20 protein-coding genes and 1 pseudogene are annotated in these 19575 nt (G+C 44.6%); 13 read left to right on the forward strand and 8 right to left on the reverse strand.

The window, feature by feature from the left end; genetic code table 11:
- Positions 1 to 267 precede the first annotated feature (267 nt).
- A complete protein-coding gene (locus FE783_RS31190; RefSeq protein WP_238403329.1) occupies positions 268 to 948 on the reverse strand; it encodes a helix-turn-helix transcriptional regulator in 681 nt (226 codons plus the stop codon).
- 213 nt (positions 949 to 1161) lie between these two features.
- On the opposite strand from FE783_RS31190, the gene FE783_RS31195 reads away from it, so the two are divergent.
- The 4 genes from FE783_RS31195 to FE783_RS31210 all read left to right on the forward strand — a co-directional run bounded on the left by FE783_RS31195 (position 1162) and on the right by FE783_RS31210 (position 4431).
- Positions 1162 to 1506, forward strand: coding sequence for a hypothetical protein (locus tag FE783_RS31195; protein WP_138883317.1), 345 nt, complete (start codon positions 1162 to 1164; stop codon positions 1504 to 1506).
- A 12-nt stretch (positions 1507 to 1518) separates the two neighbouring features.
- The gene (locus FE783_RS31200; RefSeq protein WP_138883318.1) at positions 1519 to 1998 is read left to right on the forward strand and encodes a DUF2231 domain-containing protein; all 480 of its coding nucleotides are present in this window, start codon (positions 1519 to 1521) and stop codon (positions 1996 to 1998) included.
- A 435-nt stretch (positions 1999 to 2433) separates the two neighbouring features.
- Entirely contained in the window at positions 2434 to 3330 is an 897-nt protein-coding gene (locus tag FE783_RS31205) for a phosphotransferase family protein (RefSeq protein ID WP_138883319.1), read from the forward strand.
- Between the two features lie 522 nt (positions 3331 to 3852).
- The gene (locus FE783_RS31210) at positions 3853 to 4431 is read left to right on the forward strand and encodes a TMEM175 family protein (protein ID WP_138883320.1); all 579 of its coding nucleotides are present in this window, start codon (positions 3853 to 3855) and stop codon (positions 4429 to 4431) included.
- A gap of 222 nt (positions 4432 to 4653) precedes the next feature.
- Here FE783_RS31210 and FE783_RS31215 read toward each other — a convergent pair whose 3' ends face one another.
- The 3 genes from FE783_RS31215 to FE783_RS31225 form a co-directional block, all read right to left on the reverse strand.
- Positions 4654 to 5058 carry a DUF6223 family protein gene (locus FE783_RS31215; protein WP_138883321.1) on the reverse strand — a complete coding sequence of 135 codons (405 nt, stop codon included), beginning with the start codon at positions 5056 to 5058 and terminating at the stop codon, positions 4654 to 4656.
- A gap of 41 nt (positions 5059 to 5099) precedes the next feature.
- Positions 5100 to 5480 carry a VOC family protein gene (locus FE783_RS31220; RefSeq protein ID WP_138883322.1) on the reverse strand — a complete coding sequence of 127 codons (381 nt, stop codon included), beginning with the start codon at positions 5478 to 5480 and terminating at the stop codon, positions 5100 to 5102.
- A 257-nt stretch (positions 5481 to 5737) separates the two neighbouring features.
- Entirely contained in the window at positions 5738 to 6214 is a 477-nt protein-coding gene (locus tag FE783_RS31225) for a DUF6220 domain-containing protein (protein WP_138883323.1), read from the reverse strand.
- Positions 6215 to 6388: 174 nt separating this feature from the next.
- Between FE783_RS31225 and FE783_RS31230 the strand changes: the two genes are divergently transcribed.
- Both FE783_RS31230 and FE783_RS31235 read left to right on the forward strand, forming a co-directional pair.
- On the forward strand, positions 6389 to 7075 hold the full coding sequence (locus FE783_RS31230; RefSeq protein WP_138883324.1) for a response regulator transcription factor: 687 nt from the start codon (positions 6389 to 6391) through the stop codon (positions 7073 to 7075).
- The gene (locus tag FE783_RS31235; RefSeq protein ID WP_138883325.1) at positions 7072 to 8412 is read left to right on the forward strand and encodes a sensor histidine kinase; all 1341 of its coding nucleotides are present in this window, start codon (positions 7072 to 7074) and stop codon (positions 8410 to 8412) included. The genes FE783_RS31230 and FE783_RS31235 overlap by 4 nt, the downstream gene beginning before the upstream one ends.
- Positions 8413 to 8633: 221 nt before the next feature.
- On the opposite strand, the gene pdxR is transcribed toward FE783_RS31235, so the two are convergent.
- Positions 8634 to 10064, reverse strand: a complete 1431-nt coding sequence (pdxR, locus tag FE783_RS31240; protein ID WP_138883326.1) for a MocR-like pyridoxine biosynthesis transcription factor PdxR — start codon at positions 10062 to 10064, stop codon at positions 8634 to 8636.
- A gap of 196 nt (positions 10065 to 10260) precedes the next feature.
- Here pdxR and FE783_RS31245 point away from each other — a divergent pair, with 196 nt between their 5' ends.
- Both FE783_RS31245 and FE783_RS31250 read left to right on the forward strand, forming a co-directional pair.
- Entirely contained in the window at positions 10261 to 10806 is a 546-nt protein-coding gene (locus tag FE783_RS31245; RefSeq protein ID WP_138883327.1) for a pyridoxamine 5'-phosphate oxidase family protein, read from the forward strand.
- Positions 10807 to 11087: 281 nt separating this feature from the next.
- On the forward strand, positions 11088 to 12401 hold the full coding sequence (locus tag FE783_RS31250; RefSeq protein ID WP_158302144.1) for a copper amine oxidase N-terminal domain-containing protein: 1314 nt from the start codon (positions 11088 to 11090) through the stop codon (positions 12399 to 12401).
- A 4-nt stretch (positions 12402 to 12405) separates the two neighbouring features.
- Here the strand turns inward: FE783_RS31250 and FE783_RS31255 are convergent, their stop codons facing one another.
- Positions 12406 to 13047 carry a pyridoxamine 5'-phosphate oxidase family protein gene (locus FE783_RS31255; protein ID WP_420799783.1) on the reverse strand — a complete coding sequence of 214 codons (642 nt, stop codon included), beginning with the start codon at positions 13045 to 13047 and terminating at the stop codon, positions 12406 to 12408.
- 315 nt (positions 13048 to 13362) lie between these two features.
- Between FE783_RS31255 and FE783_RS31260 the strand changes: the two genes are divergently transcribed.
- The 5 genes from FE783_RS31260 to FE783_RS39050 all read left to right on the forward strand — a co-directional run bounded on the left by FE783_RS31260 (position 13363) and on the right by FE783_RS39050 (position 17658).
- Positions 13363 to 14943: a DUF262 domain-containing protein gene (locus FE783_RS31260; protein ID WP_158302145.1), complete on the forward strand. Its 1581-nt coding sequence runs from the start codon at positions 13363 to 13365 to the stop codon at positions 14941 to 14943.
- A gap of 748 nt (positions 14944 to 15691) precedes the next feature.
- The gene (locus FE783_RS31265) at positions 15692 to 16321 is read left to right on the forward strand and encodes a hypothetical protein (RefSeq protein WP_138883330.1); all 630 of its coding nucleotides are present in this window, start codon (positions 15692 to 15694) and stop codon (positions 16319 to 16321) included.
- A gap of 348 nt (positions 16322 to 16669) precedes the next feature.
- A complete protein-coding gene (gene gvpU, locus FE783_RS31275) occupies positions 16670 to 17086 on the forward strand; it encodes a gas vesicle accessory protein GvpU (protein WP_138883331.1) in 417 nt (138 codons plus the stop codon).
- 99 nt (positions 17087 to 17185) lie between these two features.
- Positions 17186 to 17584, forward strand: a complete 399-nt coding sequence (locus tag FE783_RS38465) for a hypothetical protein (protein ID WP_238403327.1) — start codon at positions 17186 to 17188, stop codon at positions 17582 to 17584.
- Positions 17521 to 17658, forward strand: coding sequence for a winged helix-turn-helix domain-containing protein (locus tag FE783_RS39050; protein ID WP_420799784.1), 138 nt, complete (start codon positions 17521 to 17523; stop codon positions 17656 to 17658). Before FE783_RS38465 ends, FE783_RS39050 begins: the two co-directional genes overlap by 64 nt.
- Positions 17659 to 17759: 101 nt before the next feature.
- On the opposite strand, the gene FE783_RS31285 is transcribed toward FE783_RS39050, so the two are convergent.
- The gene (locus FE783_RS31285; RefSeq protein ID WP_138883332.1) at positions 17760 to 18677 is read right to left on the reverse strand and encodes an aldo/keto reductase; all 918 of its coding nucleotides are present in this window, start codon (positions 18675 to 18677) and stop codon (positions 17760 to 17762) included.
- Positions 18678 to 18715: 38 nt separating this feature from the next.
- Positions 18716 to 19487 (reverse strand): annotated as a pseudogene (locus tag FE783_RS31290) (ANT(4')-I family aminoglycoside nucleotidyltransferase).
- Between the last annotated feature and the right edge of the window lie 88 nt (positions 19488 to 19575).

Consider the following 19575-nt stretch of genomic DNA (forward strand, 5'->3'; position numbering starts at 1 on the left):
ATTGTTCGGGAAAGACGTCAGGAAATGAATTCGGTAGAAGATGCCCTTCGTAGTCAGTTCTAAAGTCCTATAAGCGAACGTAGCTCGGCTTCCGTGCTAATAAAATGACTTTTATCGATCTCATTCAAAAGTAATCTTCCTTTCGACGAACAGCAGTATTTGATAATTTACCTATGTGTTCGGACAAAGGATGCCTTATGAAAGGCAGTTGACAGTCCAGAACTTTGTTATCAAATTCCAGACTGCAGCAGCCTTCATCAGCTTCCATCACTTTTCAAATGAAAAGGAATAGGACCCGGTGTCAACCGGTTGATTGGAAATAATGCTGAAAACGCACCGGCCGTCGCCGTTCTGAAAAGTTTCTTTCCGGACTACGCGCAGTCCAAGCAGCCTTGTGAGCACATTAACCGTTACACTGCAAAGGGCGGGACGCTTCATTGCAACATTGGCGAACGGACAATTCCGTTCAATTAGTAAAATTTCTTCCCCATCCTGTTCAATATCGATGAATGAATCGTTTTCCATATAAATATCCTTTAGTGCAGCCACTCGTTCATTCAAATTTAATCCTCGCAACCGAAATTCCCACTGTTGTACCCGACTTTCCGTCATGGTAGAAAGGACCTGTTTTAAAGCTTCTTCTCCAAGCTGCGACATGATCGTGTCAATCAGTTCCACGGTTAGCCCGTCATAGCTTTTGGGAAACAGATGCTCTCCTTCCAAAGTCAGACTGTAAGATAAAGAAGGCCGGCCGGCACCGGGAGCTTGGGTTCTTTCAGATTGCCGTTGAATATATCTATCTTGGGTAAGCTGAAGGAGATGCTGGCGCACAGCTTCTCCAGTCATCCGCAGACGTGAGGAGAGGTCCGCAACGGTTGCCGGGCCATACTGCTTCAGATGATACAAAATATCGCGTCGAGGGGCTGGGAATTGATTTGAGTCGATCATCACGCCGAGTACCTCCGAAAAAACTTTTAAACCTAATATGCCAAAAAACGATTAATTAAACAAGTAATTCGTTGAAAAATAAAGAAGTATAAGGTGGAAAATAGATTCCTTCCCAATAAAACTAATTAAACAATTATTATATTGATTAATTTGGTTTATTGATGTATTCTTTGAGATGTATGGAATTGCATAAATTTGTTAATGGAGGGGATTGTGAAGATGCTGGTTTTATCTGTTATCCTTTTTGCAGTTGCTGCACTTGGTGGATTGGTGCTTGGGGTTTTAGGGCTTCGTCAGAGGGATTTGCCCATGTGGCTATCGCTTATACATGGCGTAGTTGCAGCGGCAGGGCTTGTTACTTTAATTCTCGGGGTCGTGCAGGGGAATGCAGGATCACTTCCGATCATCTCCCTGGTGCTATTCCTCATCGCAGCGCTCGGCGGATTCGTGCTGTTTTCTTACCATCTACGCCGGAGGCCTCATCCTAGAAGTCTAATCGTGATTCATGCTTTGGCGGCAGTTATCGCGTTTGTCCTTTTGCTTATCGGAATCTTGTGAGGGTAGGATCGAATGAAACAACGGGGAAAGATGAGGTTCTACGGGCACCCGGTGCACCCTATCGTCACGCATTTTCCAATGGCTTTGTTACCGGTTTCGTTGCTTGGTGATCTGCTTGGAGTTTGGACAGGTGCTTCGTTCTGGTGGAGTTTTTCCTTTTATAATCTTGCAATCGGACTTGTCATGTCCATACCTGCGCTAATCACCGGTATGATCGACTTTCTGGCCATTCCTCAAAAGGGGATTGCCGAACGCACTGCAATGAGCCATATGACCGTTATTATTACGTCAATAGCGATGTATACGGGCAGCTTTTTTATTCGCTTCGGTGTTGAAATCCCATCCGGGTGGCGGTTAATGAGTTCCGTTTCCCTCTCCTTGTTAGGGCTTATCTTTCTTCTGATCGGGGGATGGCTAGGCGGGCAACTCGTTTATCGGCATTCTGTGGGCAGTGAGCCAATGATCGATAAGTCAGAATCGGGGAAATCTTAATGTAAACCCTTTCGAGGGAGAAAATCTGCCTTTCATCATTTCTTGTTGGAGCTTGAGCTTAAAAGTTCAGGCTCCTTTTATTTTTCGAAGTCACTTATGATACGGTGGACCGTACCTCAAGTAACGGCAAGTTTTTCGGAAAATCTCGCAGCGGGCTTGGAAAGGGGCATTGCCGGGCAAGGGTTTGGAATAGGCCGTTTTGGCGGAAGGGGCAAGCTCAAAAAAATGCTTTTGGACGGTCGGGTCAAACTCTAGCTCTATCCCGGCGACTTTGCGTCTGTCCTTCTTGTGGACTTGGTTCTGGATCAAGAATATGATATATGTAAGAGATTGGGTTTAATTCGGTTAATTCCAGGGAATTCCAAGAGGTCCCGAGAAAGTCAAAGGTTTTTAATCGGGATTATCGTTTTGCAACCCAAAACGAGGAGGTGCTTTATGAGTTCCATTCTAAACGTTATTGAAAAGTTAAAGCTGAACGTCTTAAATGTAGAAGATGTTCCAGAGTCATTTAGTTCTGATGTATACAAACTTACTCTCGCTAACGGCGAAAAAGTGTATGTAAAAATTCCATTTAACAAGGATAAACTATATCGTGAATTTCAGATGCTTGAAACATTGAAGGACGTAATACCTGTTCCTAAAGTATTGGATTTTTGGGATGGGGATGAAATTACTACTGGAGCATTGCTTCTTTCGGCGATTCAAGGCATACCTTGTACAGAAAATATTGATGAGAAACTATCTTTTCAAATTGGCGTGTTTCATGCGATGCTTCATGAGGTTAAAACTCCGGGTTACGGTTACCATTTGACTGATGGATTTAAGATTGTTGAACAAAATAATTGGAGACTACATATCAAAGGTAATTTTGAAAAGTGGAAAGAGCCTTGCAAAGAGATTCTCGATCCAGAGCTGTATGAAAGATGTATTCTTCACTTTGATGGCGTATTTTCTACTTTACCGGAACCTGACGGGCCATGCATTGTTCATATGGATTTTAGACCTGGTAATATATTGGTGAATGGTAACGAGGTTGCTGGCATTATTGATTTCGAGAGTGCCCGTGGTGGATCGTCGGAAATAGACTTTACAAAAGTCAATCGATATATTTGGGAAGTCAATCCGAGAACAAAGATACCGTTCATTGAAGGTTATCAATCGATTCGACCTATGTTGGCTCTGGAAAGAGTGCTGCCATTTTATGATATTTACGATGCTTTCAGCGCAATTGTTTGGTGTAAAAACAGAGGTATTGAAAAAAATCAGTCTTTTCTTCGAGAAAATATTGCCATTTTACAGAAATCAGTGGGGATTGAGCAAACACGTTATTAGATGTTCGATAAGATGCAACTAGAAAAAGCCATCCGACAGATAAAATGTGGAGTTTATAGGGAGCAATATAGAAAAAGGTCGGAACATTAAATGACAAAAAAAACAAAATACTTATCATATGGTGGTTCTTTAATTTATGCTGTAATCGTTTATTTACATATCGGATATAGGTGGCAATTTCTCGTTTTGTGTTTAATTTCACTTCTATTATCATTCTTGGTTGATGAGCCAAGTAAAAATTACATAAGAAAATTAATTAAAGTGTTTCTGTTTGTTCTATTTGTTGGTTCATTAATGTTTATAGCCATTGCTTCATTAGTGGCTTTAGCAAAGTATTTGTTCAAATAATAGTTCTTAGTAAGGAAAGTCTCGCTTCGCTTTAGTGCTTTAGCGAAGTTAAACTTTCCTTATCGATAAAAAAACTTGCTGTCAAAGTTCTGCTTGACAAGATAAAGGATATTATGCGAAGTTACTGGTGTTGAAGAGGTTAAAAAGCGCGAAGCGAGGAAAAGGTGAAACACTCTGAAAGCGAATCGGATGGAAGCGTTCAGCGATGGCGTGCTAGCGATTATCATTACGATCATGGTGTTGGAATTTAAAGTGCCGGAAGGCCATGACTGGTATGCACTGGTCGAACTAGGCCCAAAGATTCTCAGTTACATTTTCAGTTTCGTATATATCGGCATCTACTGGAACAATCATCATCATCTGCTGCATATGGTTCGAACGATGAACGGGCGGTTGATGTGGCTTAACTTGCTGCTTCTCTTCTGGTTATCCCTTGTGCCGTTCACGACAGCTTGGATGGGGGAGAGCCATTTTGCAGCCACTCCGACGGCTCTGTACGGTATTGTTCTGCTCCTCGCGGCGTTCTCGTACTGGCTGCTTCAGCGCGCGATTATTAACCAGCATTCCGGCGATTCCTCATTCGTTCTGGCGATGGGAAAGGATTTGAAGGGGAAATTATCTCCATTGCTCTACTTGACCGCGGTCTTGACCGCCTATGTGAGTCCTTGGATATCCGGCTTCTTTTTCGTACTTGTTGCTGTGATCTGGTTCGTTCCGGATAAACGAATCGAGCATGCCCTTAGAGGCCACTAAGAAAAGCTCTTCGATCCTCGCGTGCAGGCGGGGTTCGAAGAGCTTTTTTTACCTATATAGAGTTAATAAATTTCGGGGTCCCCGCAAAGTAATTGGAATAAGCTTCGAAGGAAGGCTCCACTTTGTGGGGTTATTTTAGGTAAAATGCTTTTGCGCAAATAACATTCTTTTTCCATCATTTGCGTCCGTAGCAATAACTGTGCAGAACTCAACCACATCAATTCAGCCGGTGCGGCGGGAGCGGGCCAGAGCCAGCCCGGCGAGGGCCACGCCGATCAGCCCCAACACGATGGCAATGATGGCCCCGGCTCGCCCGGCGCCGGTGCCTAATGCACCAGGGAATATGTTCAGATGCAGCAAAGCGTAGGCTATCACGATCAGCCCCGCCACCGCGGCCACGATGGCCCCGCGTCGCCCGCTGCCGGTGCCGAAACGACCAGCGGAGCGAGCCAGAGACAGCCCGGCGAGGATCGCGCTGATCAGCCCAACCGCCGCGTCTATCGTGGCCCAGAGTCGCCCGGGGGTCCATCCATATACGACATTACCGTTGGTCACTTCAGCAGAGGCAATAGTTGGAACAAGTAGAAATGCACAAAGTATTATGAATGAAACTAGCTTCATTATCATTAGTTAATCACTCCTCTTTTTTGTTTATAATGTTCTTTCCATCATTTGCGTGGAGGCTCGAACAGTTCGATCGGATTACCTGCCGGGTCATCCAGTAAGATCTGCTTTCCACCAAAACCTGCGACAATATCATTGCGGAAGCGCAGGCCTGCTTTACGCAAAGTTTCGACCAATCCGGCCAGGTCATCGACCTCGATTTGAATCCGATTCCAGCCGCCGGGTTCCGGTTGCCCATCCGGCATAGCTTGAGCGGCTCCGCCTAGACCATTTTTGGCATTCATAAGAAGATTCAAGTCACCTCGCTGCAAAACGGCAAAACCGGGTGCGGGTTGTGCTTTGACAGTGAAGTCAAGATGCCGGGTGTAAAATGCGATCGTCGCATCTACATCGTCGACAATGTAACGTACCTTGATACCGGCCATTTTTACTCCTCCTAGAGCCTCTGCTTTCTTTGGTCATTATCTTGGAATAATAATAAACAAAACAAGGATACCGGACATTCCATAAAGAACCATTACAACAATTCGAAACCAACGAGTTCTATTCTCATAATCTTGCGCAATCAGATACAGCGATACTCCAGACGCGATAAGGAATAGAAAGACCAGCAGATAATCGGATAGATTAGGGCGGCATCGTTCCTCTCCATCCATGTTGAAGATTGTGATCAAAATTCAATTCAAACGCCATGCTCCGAAGATTCTTGCTTGTTTGCTTTCGTGAGGGCTTCGATCTTCCGTACGTTGGACACAGCTCCCATAAACATCATCAGAGCGATTACCGGGTGGAGAGCTGATAAATATCCCATTTCTGTCGATAATTTGGCGGTAACTGCCATCAAGATTAGCATGCCAATCAAACCTGCACTACTCAGACGAAAGGAGCCCGGCAGTCGGGCGATGAAAGAAGTGACGAGCATCAGGATCGGTGGAATTATCAAAAATCTGGAAAAGCCCGTATGACTTGCCCATTGGTCCGGATTCTGAAACAAGGCAAGGCCGGCGAGAAACACTTGGATCAAAATGCAAGCTGCAAATATCCATGCCAGCAGCTTAAAGACGATACGCGCTCTGAGGACAAGAGGAGAAAGGCCAACTTTATCCGCCGTCAGATCTCCAACTCCCGCACCATTACGGTTTATTATTTGATTATTCATCTTTGAATCCTCTCTTTCATTTGATAATGACCGCGTTCCTGTCATGCTTAACCCTAATTTATCAAGCCCATGTTGAGAACTTGTGGAGAACATATCCTTTTTTCGTGGCGATTATTTTTTTTGGCTTATAAAAAGCTATAATACAGTAAAACAGCGGAAAGAAGCGGGATTAAGATGGAAACCACTTTACTTCTGGTCGACGATGAAGTGAAAATGCTTGAGGCGATGGCTTCTTATTTACGAACTGAAGGGTTTCGGATTGTGTGCGCCACTACGGGCAAGGATGCGCTGATTGCAGCCAAAACGGAGTGTCCGGCTTTGGTTGTTCTAGACTGGATGCTTCCGGGAATGAGCGGAATTGAAGTTTGCCGCGAACTTCGGAACATGGGATCTTATGGAATCATTATGTTGACGGCAAAAACGGAGGAGATGGATAAAATTATCGGTTTGGAAATCGGGGCCGACGATTACATGACAAAGCCTTGCAGTTTGAGGGAGTTAGCGGCGAGAATACGTTCCGTATTACGCCGCATTCAGGGGAAGTCCGAAGAAATTCAGACGATGCTAAGGGGAGACTTGACGATTATCGAATCGAAATGCCAAGTCATGAAGGATGGCGCGGAAATTGTTCTTACCCCTACGGAATTCAAACTACTGATCACTTTGGCCGCCAAGCCCGGTATTGTATTCAGTCGGCTTCAACTGATGAAATCGGTCATGGAAGATGATTTCATCAACTACGAGCGTACGATCGATTCCCACATCAGCAATTTGCGGAAGAAGATCGAGAACGATCCGGCAATCCCGAAATATATTCAAACCGTGTTCGGATTCGGTTATCGATTCGGTGACAAGTTATGAACGTTCGTTGGTGCATCGGGGATAAATTGTTTGGCGCGATGGCGGTTCTGGTTCTTTTCGTCACTGTAGCCTACTATGGGGCAACCCAAGGATACTTGGAAAGCCGTTTTGACCGTTACTTCAAAGAAAAAACGACAGAGCTGTTTGAAATCTACTATAAGGAGCATAAACACTCATGGGAAGGCATAGAGGAGATGAACATTTCAGATGGATTGGAGCAGAGAAATCCGGATGAACGCGCAATCGCTCTATTATCTCCTGATGGCAACATCTTGTTTTTTAGAGGGTCGGGCGATGCCGGGCCGTTGATACATCAGGGGAAGCGGAATACAGTCATGGTTAACGGAACGACGGTCGGCACGGTCTATGTCGACAAGTGGGAATCGACCGAAGATTATCTATTAAAGAAGTTTGTTCTGGGCTCCATGCGCACCCAAGGTATATGGGTACTGGGCTTAACCGGGATCGTTGCCCTGCTTCTTGGCTCTTGGTTAACTAAGAAATTAACGCAGCCTCTGGAACGTCTCACCCCCGCCATCCAAAAAATTGCGGTCGGAGAGCTTCATATTCGCATTCCCGTGACAACAAGGGACGAATTCGGGAAAATAACGGAAGCGCTGAATCATATGGCGCAGCAGTTGCTTCGAGCAGAAGAGGCACGGAAGCATTTGACGGCCGATGTGGCACATGAATTGAGGACGCCGCTTTCCATTATTCAATGTCATATGGAAATGATACAAGAGGGAGGACGGGACATTCCTCCGGAAACCTTATTGCCTATGCAGGATGAAGTCATTCGTTTGTCCAAGCTTGTCGACGATCTCCACCAGTTAACGCTGGCCGAAGCCGGCAAATTGCAGCTGAACCAGGCTCCTACCGATCTTGTTCCCCTTTTGGATCGGATCATCGATATGTTAAAGCCGGAAGCGGAAGAACGACATATCGACATTGTTCGCTCGTATCCGGCACAACAATTGAATGCATTCATCGATCCTAACCGGATTACGCAAGTATTCTATAATTTGCTGGTCAATGCCATGCGGTATACTTCGTCCGGCGGAAGGATTTCGATCCGGATTACGGATAGTTCCCATGACGATTCGCGTTTTGCGTCCGTCTCGATTGCGGACACCGGAGTCGGTATCGCGGCGGAGCAGCTCCCCTTCCTGTTCGACCGTTTTTATCGCGCCGAAGAATCGCGTTCCCGTCATACGGGTGGCATGGGTCTCGGACTTGCAATCGCAAAAGAATTTGTCGAGGCTCATCGAGGCTTCATTTCGGTACAAAGTGAGGTTGGTCGCGGGACCCAGTTTACTGTGTATTTGCCTTGTGCATAGCACATTATGAATCCCGCAAAAGCAAATGAAATTTTTTGCTCGATAGGACGCTTTTTTGACACGTGATAAATCCTTTCCATAACTATTGGTTGTGATCATAGCAACTGCGGTGAAATCATGATATCGAGCGTTACACGTCACTTGGATTTCTAGGAGCTGTCGCGCCGCGGCAAGCTCCTTGTTACTTTTCGCCGATAGACCCGTCAAGCCGAGCCGTGTTCCTATAAGATCAACTCCGCAAGACGATGAATCCCCTGCTCAATCGAGGCTTCATCTACTTTTGCAAACCCCAATACCCATCCCTTTCGTTTGCTTTCCAAACAATAGGGTCCAAGAGGGTACACACGTATTGCCTTTTGAAGGGCTAACTTTGTCAAGGCTTCTTCGTCGTAGGACTGTTCAGCTTCAAGCAACATATGCAATCCCGTTTCTACTCCGCTTAGTTTGAAACGTTCCCCTAAACCGCTAGCCATAATAGCCTTTGTCATGGCTTCGTGTCTTCGTCGGTACACATTTCGGACTCTTCTCATATGGCGCATAAAATGCCCATTTTTGATGAAGTGGGTTAGGGTTAGCTGATCCATAATCGGAAGATGACGGTAAGTCAGCTCCTGTACCTTGGCTAGTTGAGCAATTGCCTCGACAGATCCAACGATAGCCGAAATACGAATGCCGGGAGCAATCATTTTAGAAAAACTCATGAGGTACAACGTATTATTGGGTGCCTGACTAAACAGCGTTGGAAGCGGCTCCCCACGATATCGAAATTCACTATCATAATCGTCTTCCATGATCCAAAATTGTTCTTGAGCGGCCTTATGAAGCAATTGTTGTCTGCGCGGCTCCGACATAACGACCCCGACCGCGCACTGGTGCGAAGGGGTCGCAAAGATCATTTTGGATTGCGGGTGAATATGCTCAACCACTAGACCAAACTCATCAACGGGAACGGGCACCACGCTCATACGCCGATATTTCATCGCCATCCATGCAGCCGGAAAACCGGGATCTTCTACAGAGACAGTGTCGCCATCAGCTAAAAGCGATTGTGCGATTAAGTCAATGCTATGCTGAGCTCCCGAGGTCAACAGAATCTGATTGGTCTGGATATGGATTCCTCGTTCAAGTGATAAATAACGTTGAATTTGCTCACGTAATGGTGTGTACCCATAGGGATTACCGTAAGCCCAACTTGATAAATCCATTTCAGCGGATGCGTGGAGAAGCGATTGTCGCCAGTTCTTTTGAAATTGTCCATCCAAATAAGGTTCATGGGGGCTAAAATCAATATCCACTACTCGCTGTTCTTTGCCTCTTAACCAGTCATGCAATTGATCGACCGCCGAGTTCAACAAGGGAAGCGAGGGGGGGATGGGGCCATCTGCTATTATTTCCTTCGTTGACTCCGTGACTTGCTTCCATTTACTAACTCGCGTTCCTCCTCGGCGAGATGTAACCGTATAGCCTCGACTTAGCAATTCCTCATAGACGATCTGTATCGTTGAGCGAGAGACGCCTACCAGGTGAGCAAGTTCGCGGGAAGGAATCAGCAATTGTCCCGGCGCCCAGATTCCGCTAGTAATATTATGAATCGCTTGATCCAGCAATTGCTGCCAGATCGGTCTCTTATCATTACGGATTACTTTCATCATCGTACACACCTCCATATTAATTATGGACTGTTCAAAACCGTAATGTTTGGATATGTTAACACACTCCATTCGTTGATATACTACCGTAATAACACTGGTATTCGCAATCTGGTCGTTGCCTCACTCCAGAAGAGTATCGGAGTTAAGACAATTGGAGTGGGATGAATATCTTAGGAGTGAAAGGAGAGGTTTCGAAATGGATTCGGTTCGTTACAAGATCAGGGAATGCCAGGATCAAGAAAAGATTGAAAGTTTCCTTCGCCAAGCGAGAATTGGGTGTCTTGGGTTGGTTGATGGGAACCTGCCCTATGTTGTACCGCTTAATTATGTATGGACAGAGGGGAAGCTCTATTTTCACGGAGCTGGAGATGGAAGACGTAATCAGGTCATGAGTGAAAATCCGGAGGTATGTTTTACGGTATGCGTGGAATACGGTACCATTACGGATCCGGTACCTGCCAAGACGGATACGGCTTATATGAGCGTAATGATATTTGGACAAGCAGAGCCGATCACAGATTTGGACGAAGCCACCCATGTACTTCAGGAAATGATCAATAAATATGTACCCGGCTATTATAACCGTCCCTTGCCGAAGCAGCATGTGGACAAATATAGATCGGCTGTATTCGGCGGACCGGTTCAAGTTTGCCGGGTTATCCCCCACCATGTGACGGCAAAAGAAAGTCCAATTGAGGCAGAAAAAATGTATACAACGGTCATAAATGTCGGACGAGAGTAGATTCTGAACCAAATGCAGATTTGTTTAATAGGATGTGCTCTATAAACGATCAAGGAGCTGCCGCGGCATGCTCCTTTCGCTTTTTCGCCGATAACTTGCCGCAAATCCCAAGGAAATTCGTAAAATGGTATAATAAGACATCTTGAATCATTGGGGTTGATAGAGTGGTTCAAACCTATAGGGCCGGCAGATCTGTACGAAGAAGAATGTTGCGAAGCGGGGTGCTTTACCTCCTAAGTGCGATGATTGGCGTAACGATCTTCATAGGGAGCTTCCCCGGCTTGGTCGTATCCGCAGATGCGATTACAGTAGAGTTAAATGGTCAGGCCATGCTGTTTGAACATAACCCGCTATTGAAGGACGGTACCACGTTAATTCCACTTCGGAGCTTGTTGGAGTCTCTAAGCGCAAACGTTAAATGGGAAGAGTCCACACGGACGATAACGGTCAGCAGGTGGAATCGAACCGTGCGGTTGGGGTTGGAGCAGGAGTTAGCGTATGTGCAAGATAAGGGTCAGTTACCGCGTCAAATCAAGCTCAGTGTACCACCCCAGCTAATTGGAGAAGTCACCTACGTGCCGTTGCGTTTCTTAAGCGAATCTTTTGGGGCAGCAGTGGCATGGGACGTTCGAGAACAAAAGGTTGTCGTCCGGACCAAGTCTCCAATTGACGCCAAGGCTTGGGAATATCGCATTATAGCGGGGGTTACAGATCAAACAGCGGAAGCATTTGGTGGGTTGGCGGAAGTGAAACAGAAGATCGTGAAGCAAATGGATGCTGTGAATCAAAGATACCGGGAAAAGGGATTCGAGGGAAGTCCGCACTTTAAGATTCAATCCGAAGATATATATCATTTCCAGGGAGATGGACGGAAGGAAGCGCTGAACAAGAGGCATCCCCAGCACGAATTTATTATAATCTACGATGCTTTCCCGGATGGAGGGGGTGGCTGGTACGGTGGAGAAGCCCAGTCGATTTATCATGCATGGCCGACCGGGGATTTCGGATCTCTATTTGAATCGGCGGCTACTGACGGACTTGTACATGAGTTCGCTCATGCGATCGGAAACGCACTGGACCTGTATGCGCTAAACGTGGATGCGGGACGGAACCCCATTTCGGGGGAGGGTTATAAAGCGGAGCGTTCCATCATGGAGTATCCGTATGGGGAGACGATCTGGGACAACCACACCATAGCGACAATAAATAAGGCTGGTGGGTATCCCGTACAAGAGGAAGAGCGGTTTTTGGCCGAGCAATTTCCAGATCGCATGGAGATTGTAACGCTTGATCGGGATGATCGGCCGCTACCGCACGTTATGATCCGACTTTACCCGGTTCCTTGGTATAGCAACGAAGTTCTTAAGGAACCAATATGGAGCGGTTGGACCAACAATGAAGGTGTATGGCAACTGGAATACAATCCTTTCGAGCCATTCTTCAAAGGGGCTCCATGGGGCATCCGGTACGCCAACTTCCTTGTGGAAAGGGAGTTCGCAGACGGAAGCAAGCGCTACGAATGGATGCCGGTCGATCAAGTGCAATTACACCGGTACCGCCATCCGAATCAACCTTATCGGTTAACGGTCAGGTAGTTTATTAATACAATCGATTCTTGTAACCATCTTCAAGCCGAGCAGCAATCATTTCGGCTGTCATTCCATCAAGATTTGCATGTTCCGATATCATTTTAGAAGCGGATGGTAAATGATCTTTACTAAGCCATGAGTACGGCTTCCACAACTGGGAACGGTAAAATGCTTTGGCACAGTGCAGGTAACATTCTTCTACTTCAACAACAATACCAACAACAGGAATACGGTCATTGACTGCCATCAGCCTTAACAGTTTTTCTTCCTTGGTGATAAACGCACATCCATTTACTCTCAGTGTTTCGCCAAGACCCGGAATCAAGAATAGCAGACCTATTTGGGGATTAGAAATGATGTTGCGTAAGGAATCCATTCTTTTGTTGCCCGGTCGTTCCGGAATCACCAAATGTTTATTATCAATGATGTGCACAAAGCCGGGATGATCGCCTCTAGGAGAAACATCGCATTTGCCTAGAGAATCGGAAGTTGAAAGGAATACAAATGGCGATTTGGAAATAAAGTCCCGACAATGATGATCAAGTTGGAGAATAACTTTGTGTTGGACAAGCTCGCTGGGAAATCCCATAAGCGAGCGAAGTTCGGCTTCCGTGCTAATAAATTGGCTTTTATCGATCTCATTCAAAAGCAATCGCCCTTTCAGCGGACAGTTATATTTGATAATTTACCATATTAGGATAGGTGTGTACTATCAAAAAGAAAAAGTAACGGAGGGGGTATCCCACTGCCACATAAAAAGAGCAGCGTCCAGGTCTATGTAGTTTCAATATACTTTTGATATCTTCGACTATCCATGTTGTCGAAAAGCAAACTGTGGTTAAACTGAATTTTGTGTTTAGATAATGTACCGCGAGCCATATCACAAGTAACTGCAAGCTTCCAATGTAATTATTGGGAAATATTTGGTATAGTATTCTTGATGAGATTTAACTAGGGGATGAACTATTTGGCAGAGCCACTCACAATAAGGAAAGTTATTGAAAAAATTACATCAGGGGAAATTAGAATCCCTGCATTCCAAAGAGGATATGTATGGTCATCTGAGCAAGTTTCATATTTACTAGACAGTATTTATAAAGGATTCCCTATTGGAACTATATTACTGTGGAGGACGCGGGAAAGGTTGAAAGTCGAAAGGGATTTAGGAAATTATACACTTCCTGATCCACGAAAAGATTACCCTATAGACTATGTACTCGATGGTCAGCAAAGACTAACCTCTCTCTTTAGTGTCTTTCAAACAGAATTAATCCCCAATCAAAATGACGAGTGGTTGGATATATTTTTCGATTTCACAAGTAGAGATGTAATTCAGGAAAGTAAGTTTGTACCATTAAAGGCGCAAGACTTTGATCCAACTCGGTATTTCCCTATGAATTGTTTATTCGATTCAGTAAAGTACCGAAAAGCAGCAGAAGGACTTGATGCTGAAACAATAGTAATTATTGATAAGCTCCAAGAAAGATTCAAAGAAACGCTCATACCGATTCAGGTAATGGAAACGGAAGATAAACACCATGTTGCTATTGTTTTTGAAAGGATTAATAGATTTGGTACACAATTGGATACGTTTCAGTTGTTATCGGCTTGGAGCTGGAGTACGGATTTTGACTTGCAGGATGAGTTTACACAACTCGCTGAGGAGATAGAGCCATTTGGATTTGGCGATTTATCTTTTGATAAAGATTTGCAATTGAAGTGTTGTAGTGGTGTTATTTCAGGAGACACTGCCCCTGCAGCAATAATTAATCTAAAGGGCGAAGACGTAAGAAATAACTTTACTAAAATTAAGAACGGGATTAAATCAAGCATTGACTTCTTACAAAAAGAACTGAATATTTACTCACTTAAATCAATGCCATACCCAGCTATGATTGTTGCCCTTACAAGGTTTTTTTCAACAGATAAAGAGAATGGCCTCCTTTATACAGAAAAACAAAGAAGACAGTTAATACGATGGTTTTGGAGATCCTGTTTTTCACGACGGTATTCTAGTGGTGTTACTGATGCTCATAAAGCTGATTTGCGTGCAATGGATGAATTGCGTAAAAACGAAGAGTATGATATTGCGAGTTTTGAATGTAGCGTAGATTCTACTTTTTTCATGAGCAATCAATTTAATGTTAATACCGTTAATACTAAAACCTTTATTACGTTGCTAGCACACAGAGGGCCCAGATCTTTCATTTCAGGAGCTAAAGTTGATTTAAGCAAAGTTTTAAAAAATGTAAGTAAAAACGAGTTTCATCATATTTTCCCTGTGAACTATTTAGAAAATACATTGAAGTTAACTAGTAAGAAGGACATTAATTTGCTTGCAAATATTTGTTTCTTAAATAATGCTGATAATCAAAAGATAAAAGATAAGCCACCTTTTGTTTACAAAGCATTAATTGATCCCACTAATTTACCAGCAATCTTAGAGACAGCGTTTTGTCCAGCTGATGCTCTTGATATCGATTACGATAAATTTTTACAAAAACGAGTGGAGAACCTAGTTGAATATGCAAGAGAATTAATAAAATAAATTAGAAAGCACCGTATTTAATCGGTGCTTTTTACTTGCCGTTATAGACAGCTATGCAATTCATTTCAGAGGGGATAAAGCTAAGAGTGACATTAAGGAGCTGAGAAACAGGAATAAACGCACATATAAAGAAGACGATGCTGTCGACCATAGATACAGTCACAATAGCTAAGGCGATCACGCACTTTGCATTTCGCAATGGGCCAATTGAGGATATGCACGCCGATTGGGAGAAGAACATAACCGACAAAGACATGACGATACTGAACAAATTTGTACACAATCGGTTAGCCTACGTATTTGAGCTGATTTTCAGGAGAGATGGGCGGAGTTTGCTTTTGTGGTTGAGGTTCAGAAGTTCTATGGGAGTCAGTGAGACAAAAGTGTGCCTGATGATGGCGGGATGAAAGAGTTGATTCAGTGGCAGTTAGGAGTAGCAACGGATAAGGAGCAGTGAAGGTAAAACATGCCTATGAAGTGACTTGGCATGCTTTCATAGGTTTAAACCTTTTTATAGCCTATAGGAACAGGTTATGTTTATGTTATGATTTGTTTTGTTTTGAGGTAGTAAAACGTCTGAAAGAACAAGGACTACGAGATGAAAGTTTGACTTTTAAGGAGCAGGATGAGGGAAAGTTCGAAGAAAAATGACAATGACAATTCCGATAATACAGCCTACTGCGGGCCTTACGGCCCTTGTCCGCCCAATCAGAAATCAAACAAAAATCAATAAGAAAGGAAACGATCGATGCCAAAAGTTATTATTGATATTTTCCAATTTCTTGCAAATCTCGCAGCTGTGGTTGCTCTAATAATTGCAGGTTTAGCTTTAAAAGAAAATATAAATATAAGAAGGACGTCTGTAAAACCACTACTATTTCCTGGTAGAATTACTGAATTCATTAGTGATGATAATTTATTTTCCTGTAACTATGAATACCCAATCATAGAAGATATTGGTTCTCCGGTATTGGCTCATTTCGGAATCAAGAATATTGGTAAGGGGCCTGCTAAGAGGGTAAGTGTACTATCATTCCAAAGTGAAGAAGAGAATCCTGTCATTTTTAGAGTGGGTAGTAATGCTATTAGTATACCTGAAGGTGGATCTATTCCTTTTGTTATTAGAATTGCACGAAAAGACCCAACAGATTATTATTTCATAACTTATACTACAACGATATATTATGAAGATATATTCGGTAATGGGTTTTATATAAGTATCAGACTTTGGATCCAAGAATCTGGCGTAATTGTAATTGAATATAATGAACTAGACAAACCGAATTGGCAAGAATTTAAAACAGTTGTGTCCCGTGAAGTAGAAGCTCATGGATACTTTGAAATGAGAAACTTAGAAAAGAAAATAAACAAGGAATAGAGATACTTATCATTATTTCTTCATATTTATGAAAGATAGAGGAAATACCAGATTGGACTCCTCGTACTTGTGTGTCGAATAAACCGCATAAGCGCAACCTAACGCGTCCAGACGGCGCAGTGATTCCGCCGTACCCCCGGCCAGGGATATTGTCCAAGTCAAGCGTTATGATGTCCCTGCCAGTTACCGCTGCGGCCTTCCGGCGTCCTCCAGTCAGCGTTCCGGCGACGAAGCCGCCTATGTCTTCATATCGTCCTGCTCCAAGTATCAATTCATCTTTTTGATTTTTCCAAAATGTGATATATTGGTAAAAGATTACTTCTTAATAATATGGAGGCGATTGCGCTCATGACGGAACATTTTGAAAGCAGGGCGGTTGAACCGGAAAAAGATTGGCTTCTAGCAGCATATGTTGCTGTTGTAAATGGGTCTTCCATTGAAATGGGTGTTACACTTAGTGTAGGAGGTACAACCATTTCTGGAATGATGATTAGCGGCCAAACCTATACTAGGCTATTAATAGAGTCTCTTAGAGCTGCCGGATCATCAGGAGCAGAGACTATAGCAAACGCCCTAGAAGAACCACTTACCGCATTTTACGGTAACAGAGTAGAACAAGATTCAGAGCAAGTTGCTAACATAGGTTTCATTCACTTAAAAAATGTAAAGATTCTAGGCGGTAACAACCAGTTTATAGAATTTAATAATTGTCTTTGGAGAGGACGTTTATCCACTGTTGATGGGTTTATTCTTGGCAATTTATGACGTAAATGTCGGCTAAAGCCGACATTTTTTAATTGAACGATCTAATTAAATTTTTCAACATTCTTCCGATAAGACTGGTGATCAAAAAAAAATGGTGGGATGACCAATATACTTCCGCGTAAGATTTTTGATGCAAAGATAGCGCCATCGAGAATAAGAGAGCCTTTTAAGGATCAGTTGCTAAAATCATATGAGTTTGTGTCAATTGTTGATATAGGTCTCTTCAATACAACTATTGAGGTGCGCTTACAAGTTGAGGGGCGGGGGAGACAGTGGGATAAAATTCATAAGTTTGTAATGATACTTGAAGATGCTCGTGGAAATGTTGTTGGTCGAAATAAAGATTCCAAATGGGTAAGTTACACTTGGCAGAAGTTGAAAAAAGTCATTATAGATGCTGTTCCGCATGACGTTGGATTCATTGCCAAATTCAACTGGACGCTGCAAATCGGGAGTTTGGTAAAACGTACTCCCTTCGCGGGGTCTCCAAACTCATGAAACGGATGGAAATGAGCTATGCCAAACCCACCTACATACTTGTAGCAGTTGACCGTATTATTTTTTATCGATAAAGTATGGTGAACCGTACCCCAAATAGGGCGCGATAAAAGGGATGTGCTCATAAATAGTTTTTACGAGAAAAGACACCCTCACAAGGGTGCCCTCTTGGCAGTTAAGGAAGAATATTGCCCGCCGAACGGAAAATGTCGTACCACTCTTCCCGCGTAAGGCGAATGTCGGCTGCTCGGCAGCAATCTTTCATTCTCTCGATATTCATCGTGCCGATGACAGGCTGCATGTTCGCCGGGTGGCGGAGCAGCCAAGCGACGGCGATCGTCGTGTTGCTTACTTCGTATTTCGCCGCGATCTCGTCGATCTTCTTGTTCAATTCGGGGAACTTCTCGTTGCCGAGGAATACGCCCTCGAAAAATCCGTATTGGAAAGGCGACCAAGGTTGAATCGTAATATCGTGGAGCCTGCAGAAGTCGAGCACGCTGCCGTCCCGGTTCACGGCCGAGTCGTTCCCCATGTTGACGTTGAAGCCTTGGGAGATCATAGTGGCATTCGTGATGCTGAGTTGGAGCTGGTTCGCCACAATCGGCTGCTTCACCGACTTCTTCAGCAGCTGGATCTGCATCGGATTTTGATTGGAGACGCCGAAATGACGCACTTTGCCCGAGCTTTCCAGCAGATCGAAAGCTTCCGCCACTTCTTCCGGCTCGACGAGCGTATCGGGGCGGTGCAGCAGCAGCACATCCAAGTATTCGGTTTTGAGCCGTTTCAGGATCGCGTCGACCGAGTTAACAATATGTTCTTTGGAGAAGTCGAACATTCCGAGCCGAATGCCGCACTTGGATTGCAGAATGATTTTGTCCCGAACGCCGGGGCTCATTTGAATCGCTTCCGCGAATAGTTCCTCGCATCTGCCTTTCCCGTAAATATCCGCATGCTCGAAGAAATTGGCGCCTTCTTCAAGCGCCGCCTGGATGAAGCGCTCCGCTTGCGGCTTGTCCAGTGACTTAAGGCGCATACAACCGACTGCTATAACGGGTACCTCTAACGTGCTGATACCGAGCTTTATCGTTCTCATGCCTAAACGCACCTCCGTTAATTATAAGTTGGACCGCTTCAAAAAGGAATCCGTTCCGTATGAATCACATAACCATGCTCGGCAGCCCATTCCACAAGTCCGTCCCAGAACTTCTCACAGGCAGAAACGATCTTCGACGAATCTGCCAATTCCCCGGACATTACGAGTTGTGCCACATCATCGAAGCCGACCGGACGATTCAGCATATTCAGCGCCTCCGGCAAAACGTTGGAGCCGGTAGTGAACCGTTTGCGATTGTGCAAACCGACCAGCATGGCGCCGTATTGGGCAAACTGCATAGCCAAGTAGGGCAAGTAGGTATGAGGGCCATGAAGACGGACGTTTCTAAGTTTTCCGATAAACTCGTACATCTCGCCCACAAGCACTTCGTTTATGCTGCGCCAGAAATCTTCCTTTGTCGGCGACTCGGCCGCTTCCTTTAATTGGGGGAAAAAGCCTTTAGGATCAAACAGACAAAGCGGAGCAAAGAAAGGACCGTGCGTCAACGGCCATTCGCCGTCGACCGTTGAGGCGGTTTCGAGAAGAACGTCCGCGCTGCGTACGTTCACTTCGGCTTTCCAAGGCCCCGACGACCATTCATAGCTAAAATCGATCGATTCGCTTGACTGCTCCAGAACGCAAAACATCTCGATATCCGAGAAAGGACCGTCCGTCCCTCTGGAAACCGATCCGTAAACCCCGATCGCCAATACTTGGTTTCCGTAAACCTCGTGCAGCCTCTCCGGAAATGTCATGGCAGGTTTGAAGTCTTTCGCTCCGAGACATTTCTACAGGTCCATTCCTATTCATTAGCGTGCATCTCCCTTTTGATTTTGTCGGGTAAGCGGACACTCATGCAGGAATGGTGGACCACGGGCTTAACGGGGGACTTTTTTTC

The sequence above is a fragment of the Paenibacillus mesophilus genome (assembly GCF_005938385.1).
GTDB lineage: Bacteria > Bacillota > Bacilli > Paenibacillales > NBRC-103111 > Paenibacillus_AB > Paenibacillus_AB mesophilus.

What these genes read in the sequence shown, in the direction of transcription:
- FE783_RS31190 (WP_238403329.1), bottom strand. Translation starts at nt 948, where the DNA reads ATGATCGACTCAAATCAATTCCCAGCCCCTCGACGCGATATTTTGTAT.
- FE783_RS31200 (WP_138883318.1), top strand. Translation starts at nt 1,519, where the DNA reads ATGAAACAACGGGGAAAGATGAGGTTCTACGGGCACCCGGTGCACCCT.
- FE783_RS31205 (WP_138883319.1), top strand. Translation starts at nt 2,434, where the DNA reads ATGAGTTCCATTCTAAACGTTATTGAAAAGTTAAAGCTGAACGTCTTA.
- FE783_RS31215 (WP_138883321.1), bottom strand. Translation starts at nt 5,058, where the DNA reads ATGATAATGAAGCTAGTTTCATTCATAATACTTTGTGCATTTCTACTT.
- FE783_RS31220 (WP_138883322.1), bottom strand. Translation starts at nt 5,480, where the DNA reads ATGGCCGGTATCAAGGTACGTTACATTGTCGACGATGTAGATGCGACG.
- FE783_RS31225 (WP_138883323.1), bottom strand. Translation starts at nt 6,214, where the DNA reads ATGAATAATCAAATAATAAACCGTAATGGTGCGGGAGTTGGAGATCTG.
- FE783_RS31230 (WP_138883324.1), top strand. Translation starts at nt 6,389, where the DNA reads ATGGAAACCACTTTACTTCTGGTCGACGATGAAGTGAAAATGCTTGAG.
- FE783_RS31235 (WP_138883325.1), top strand. Translation starts at nt 7,072, where the DNA reads ATGAACGTTCGTTGGTGCATCGGGGATAAATTGTTTGGCGCGATGGCG.
- pdxR (WP_138883326.1), bottom strand. Translation starts at nt 10,064, where the DNA reads ATGATGAAAGTAATCCGTAATGATAAGAGACCGATCTGGCAGCAATTG.
- FE783_RS31245 (WP_138883327.1), top strand. Translation starts at nt 10,261, where the DNA reads ATGGATTCGGTTCGTTACAAGATCAGGGAATGCCAGGATCAAGAAAAG.
- FE783_RS31265 (WP_138883330.1), top strand. Translation starts at nt 15,692, where the DNA reads ATGCCAAAAGTTATTATTGATATTTTCCAATTTCTTGCAAATCTCGCA.
- gvpU (WP_138883331.1), top strand. Translation starts at nt 16,670, where the DNA reads ATGACGGAACATTTTGAAAGCAGGGCGGTTGAACCGGAAAAAGATTGG.
- FE783_RS38465 (WP_238403327.1), top strand. Translation starts at nt 17,186, where the DNA reads ATGACCAATATACTTCCGCGTAAGATTTTTGATGCAAAGATAGCGCCA.
- FE783_RS31285 (WP_138883332.1), bottom strand. Translation starts at nt 18,677, where the DNA reads ATGAGAACGATAAAGCTCGGTATCAGCACGTTAGAGGTACCCGTTATA.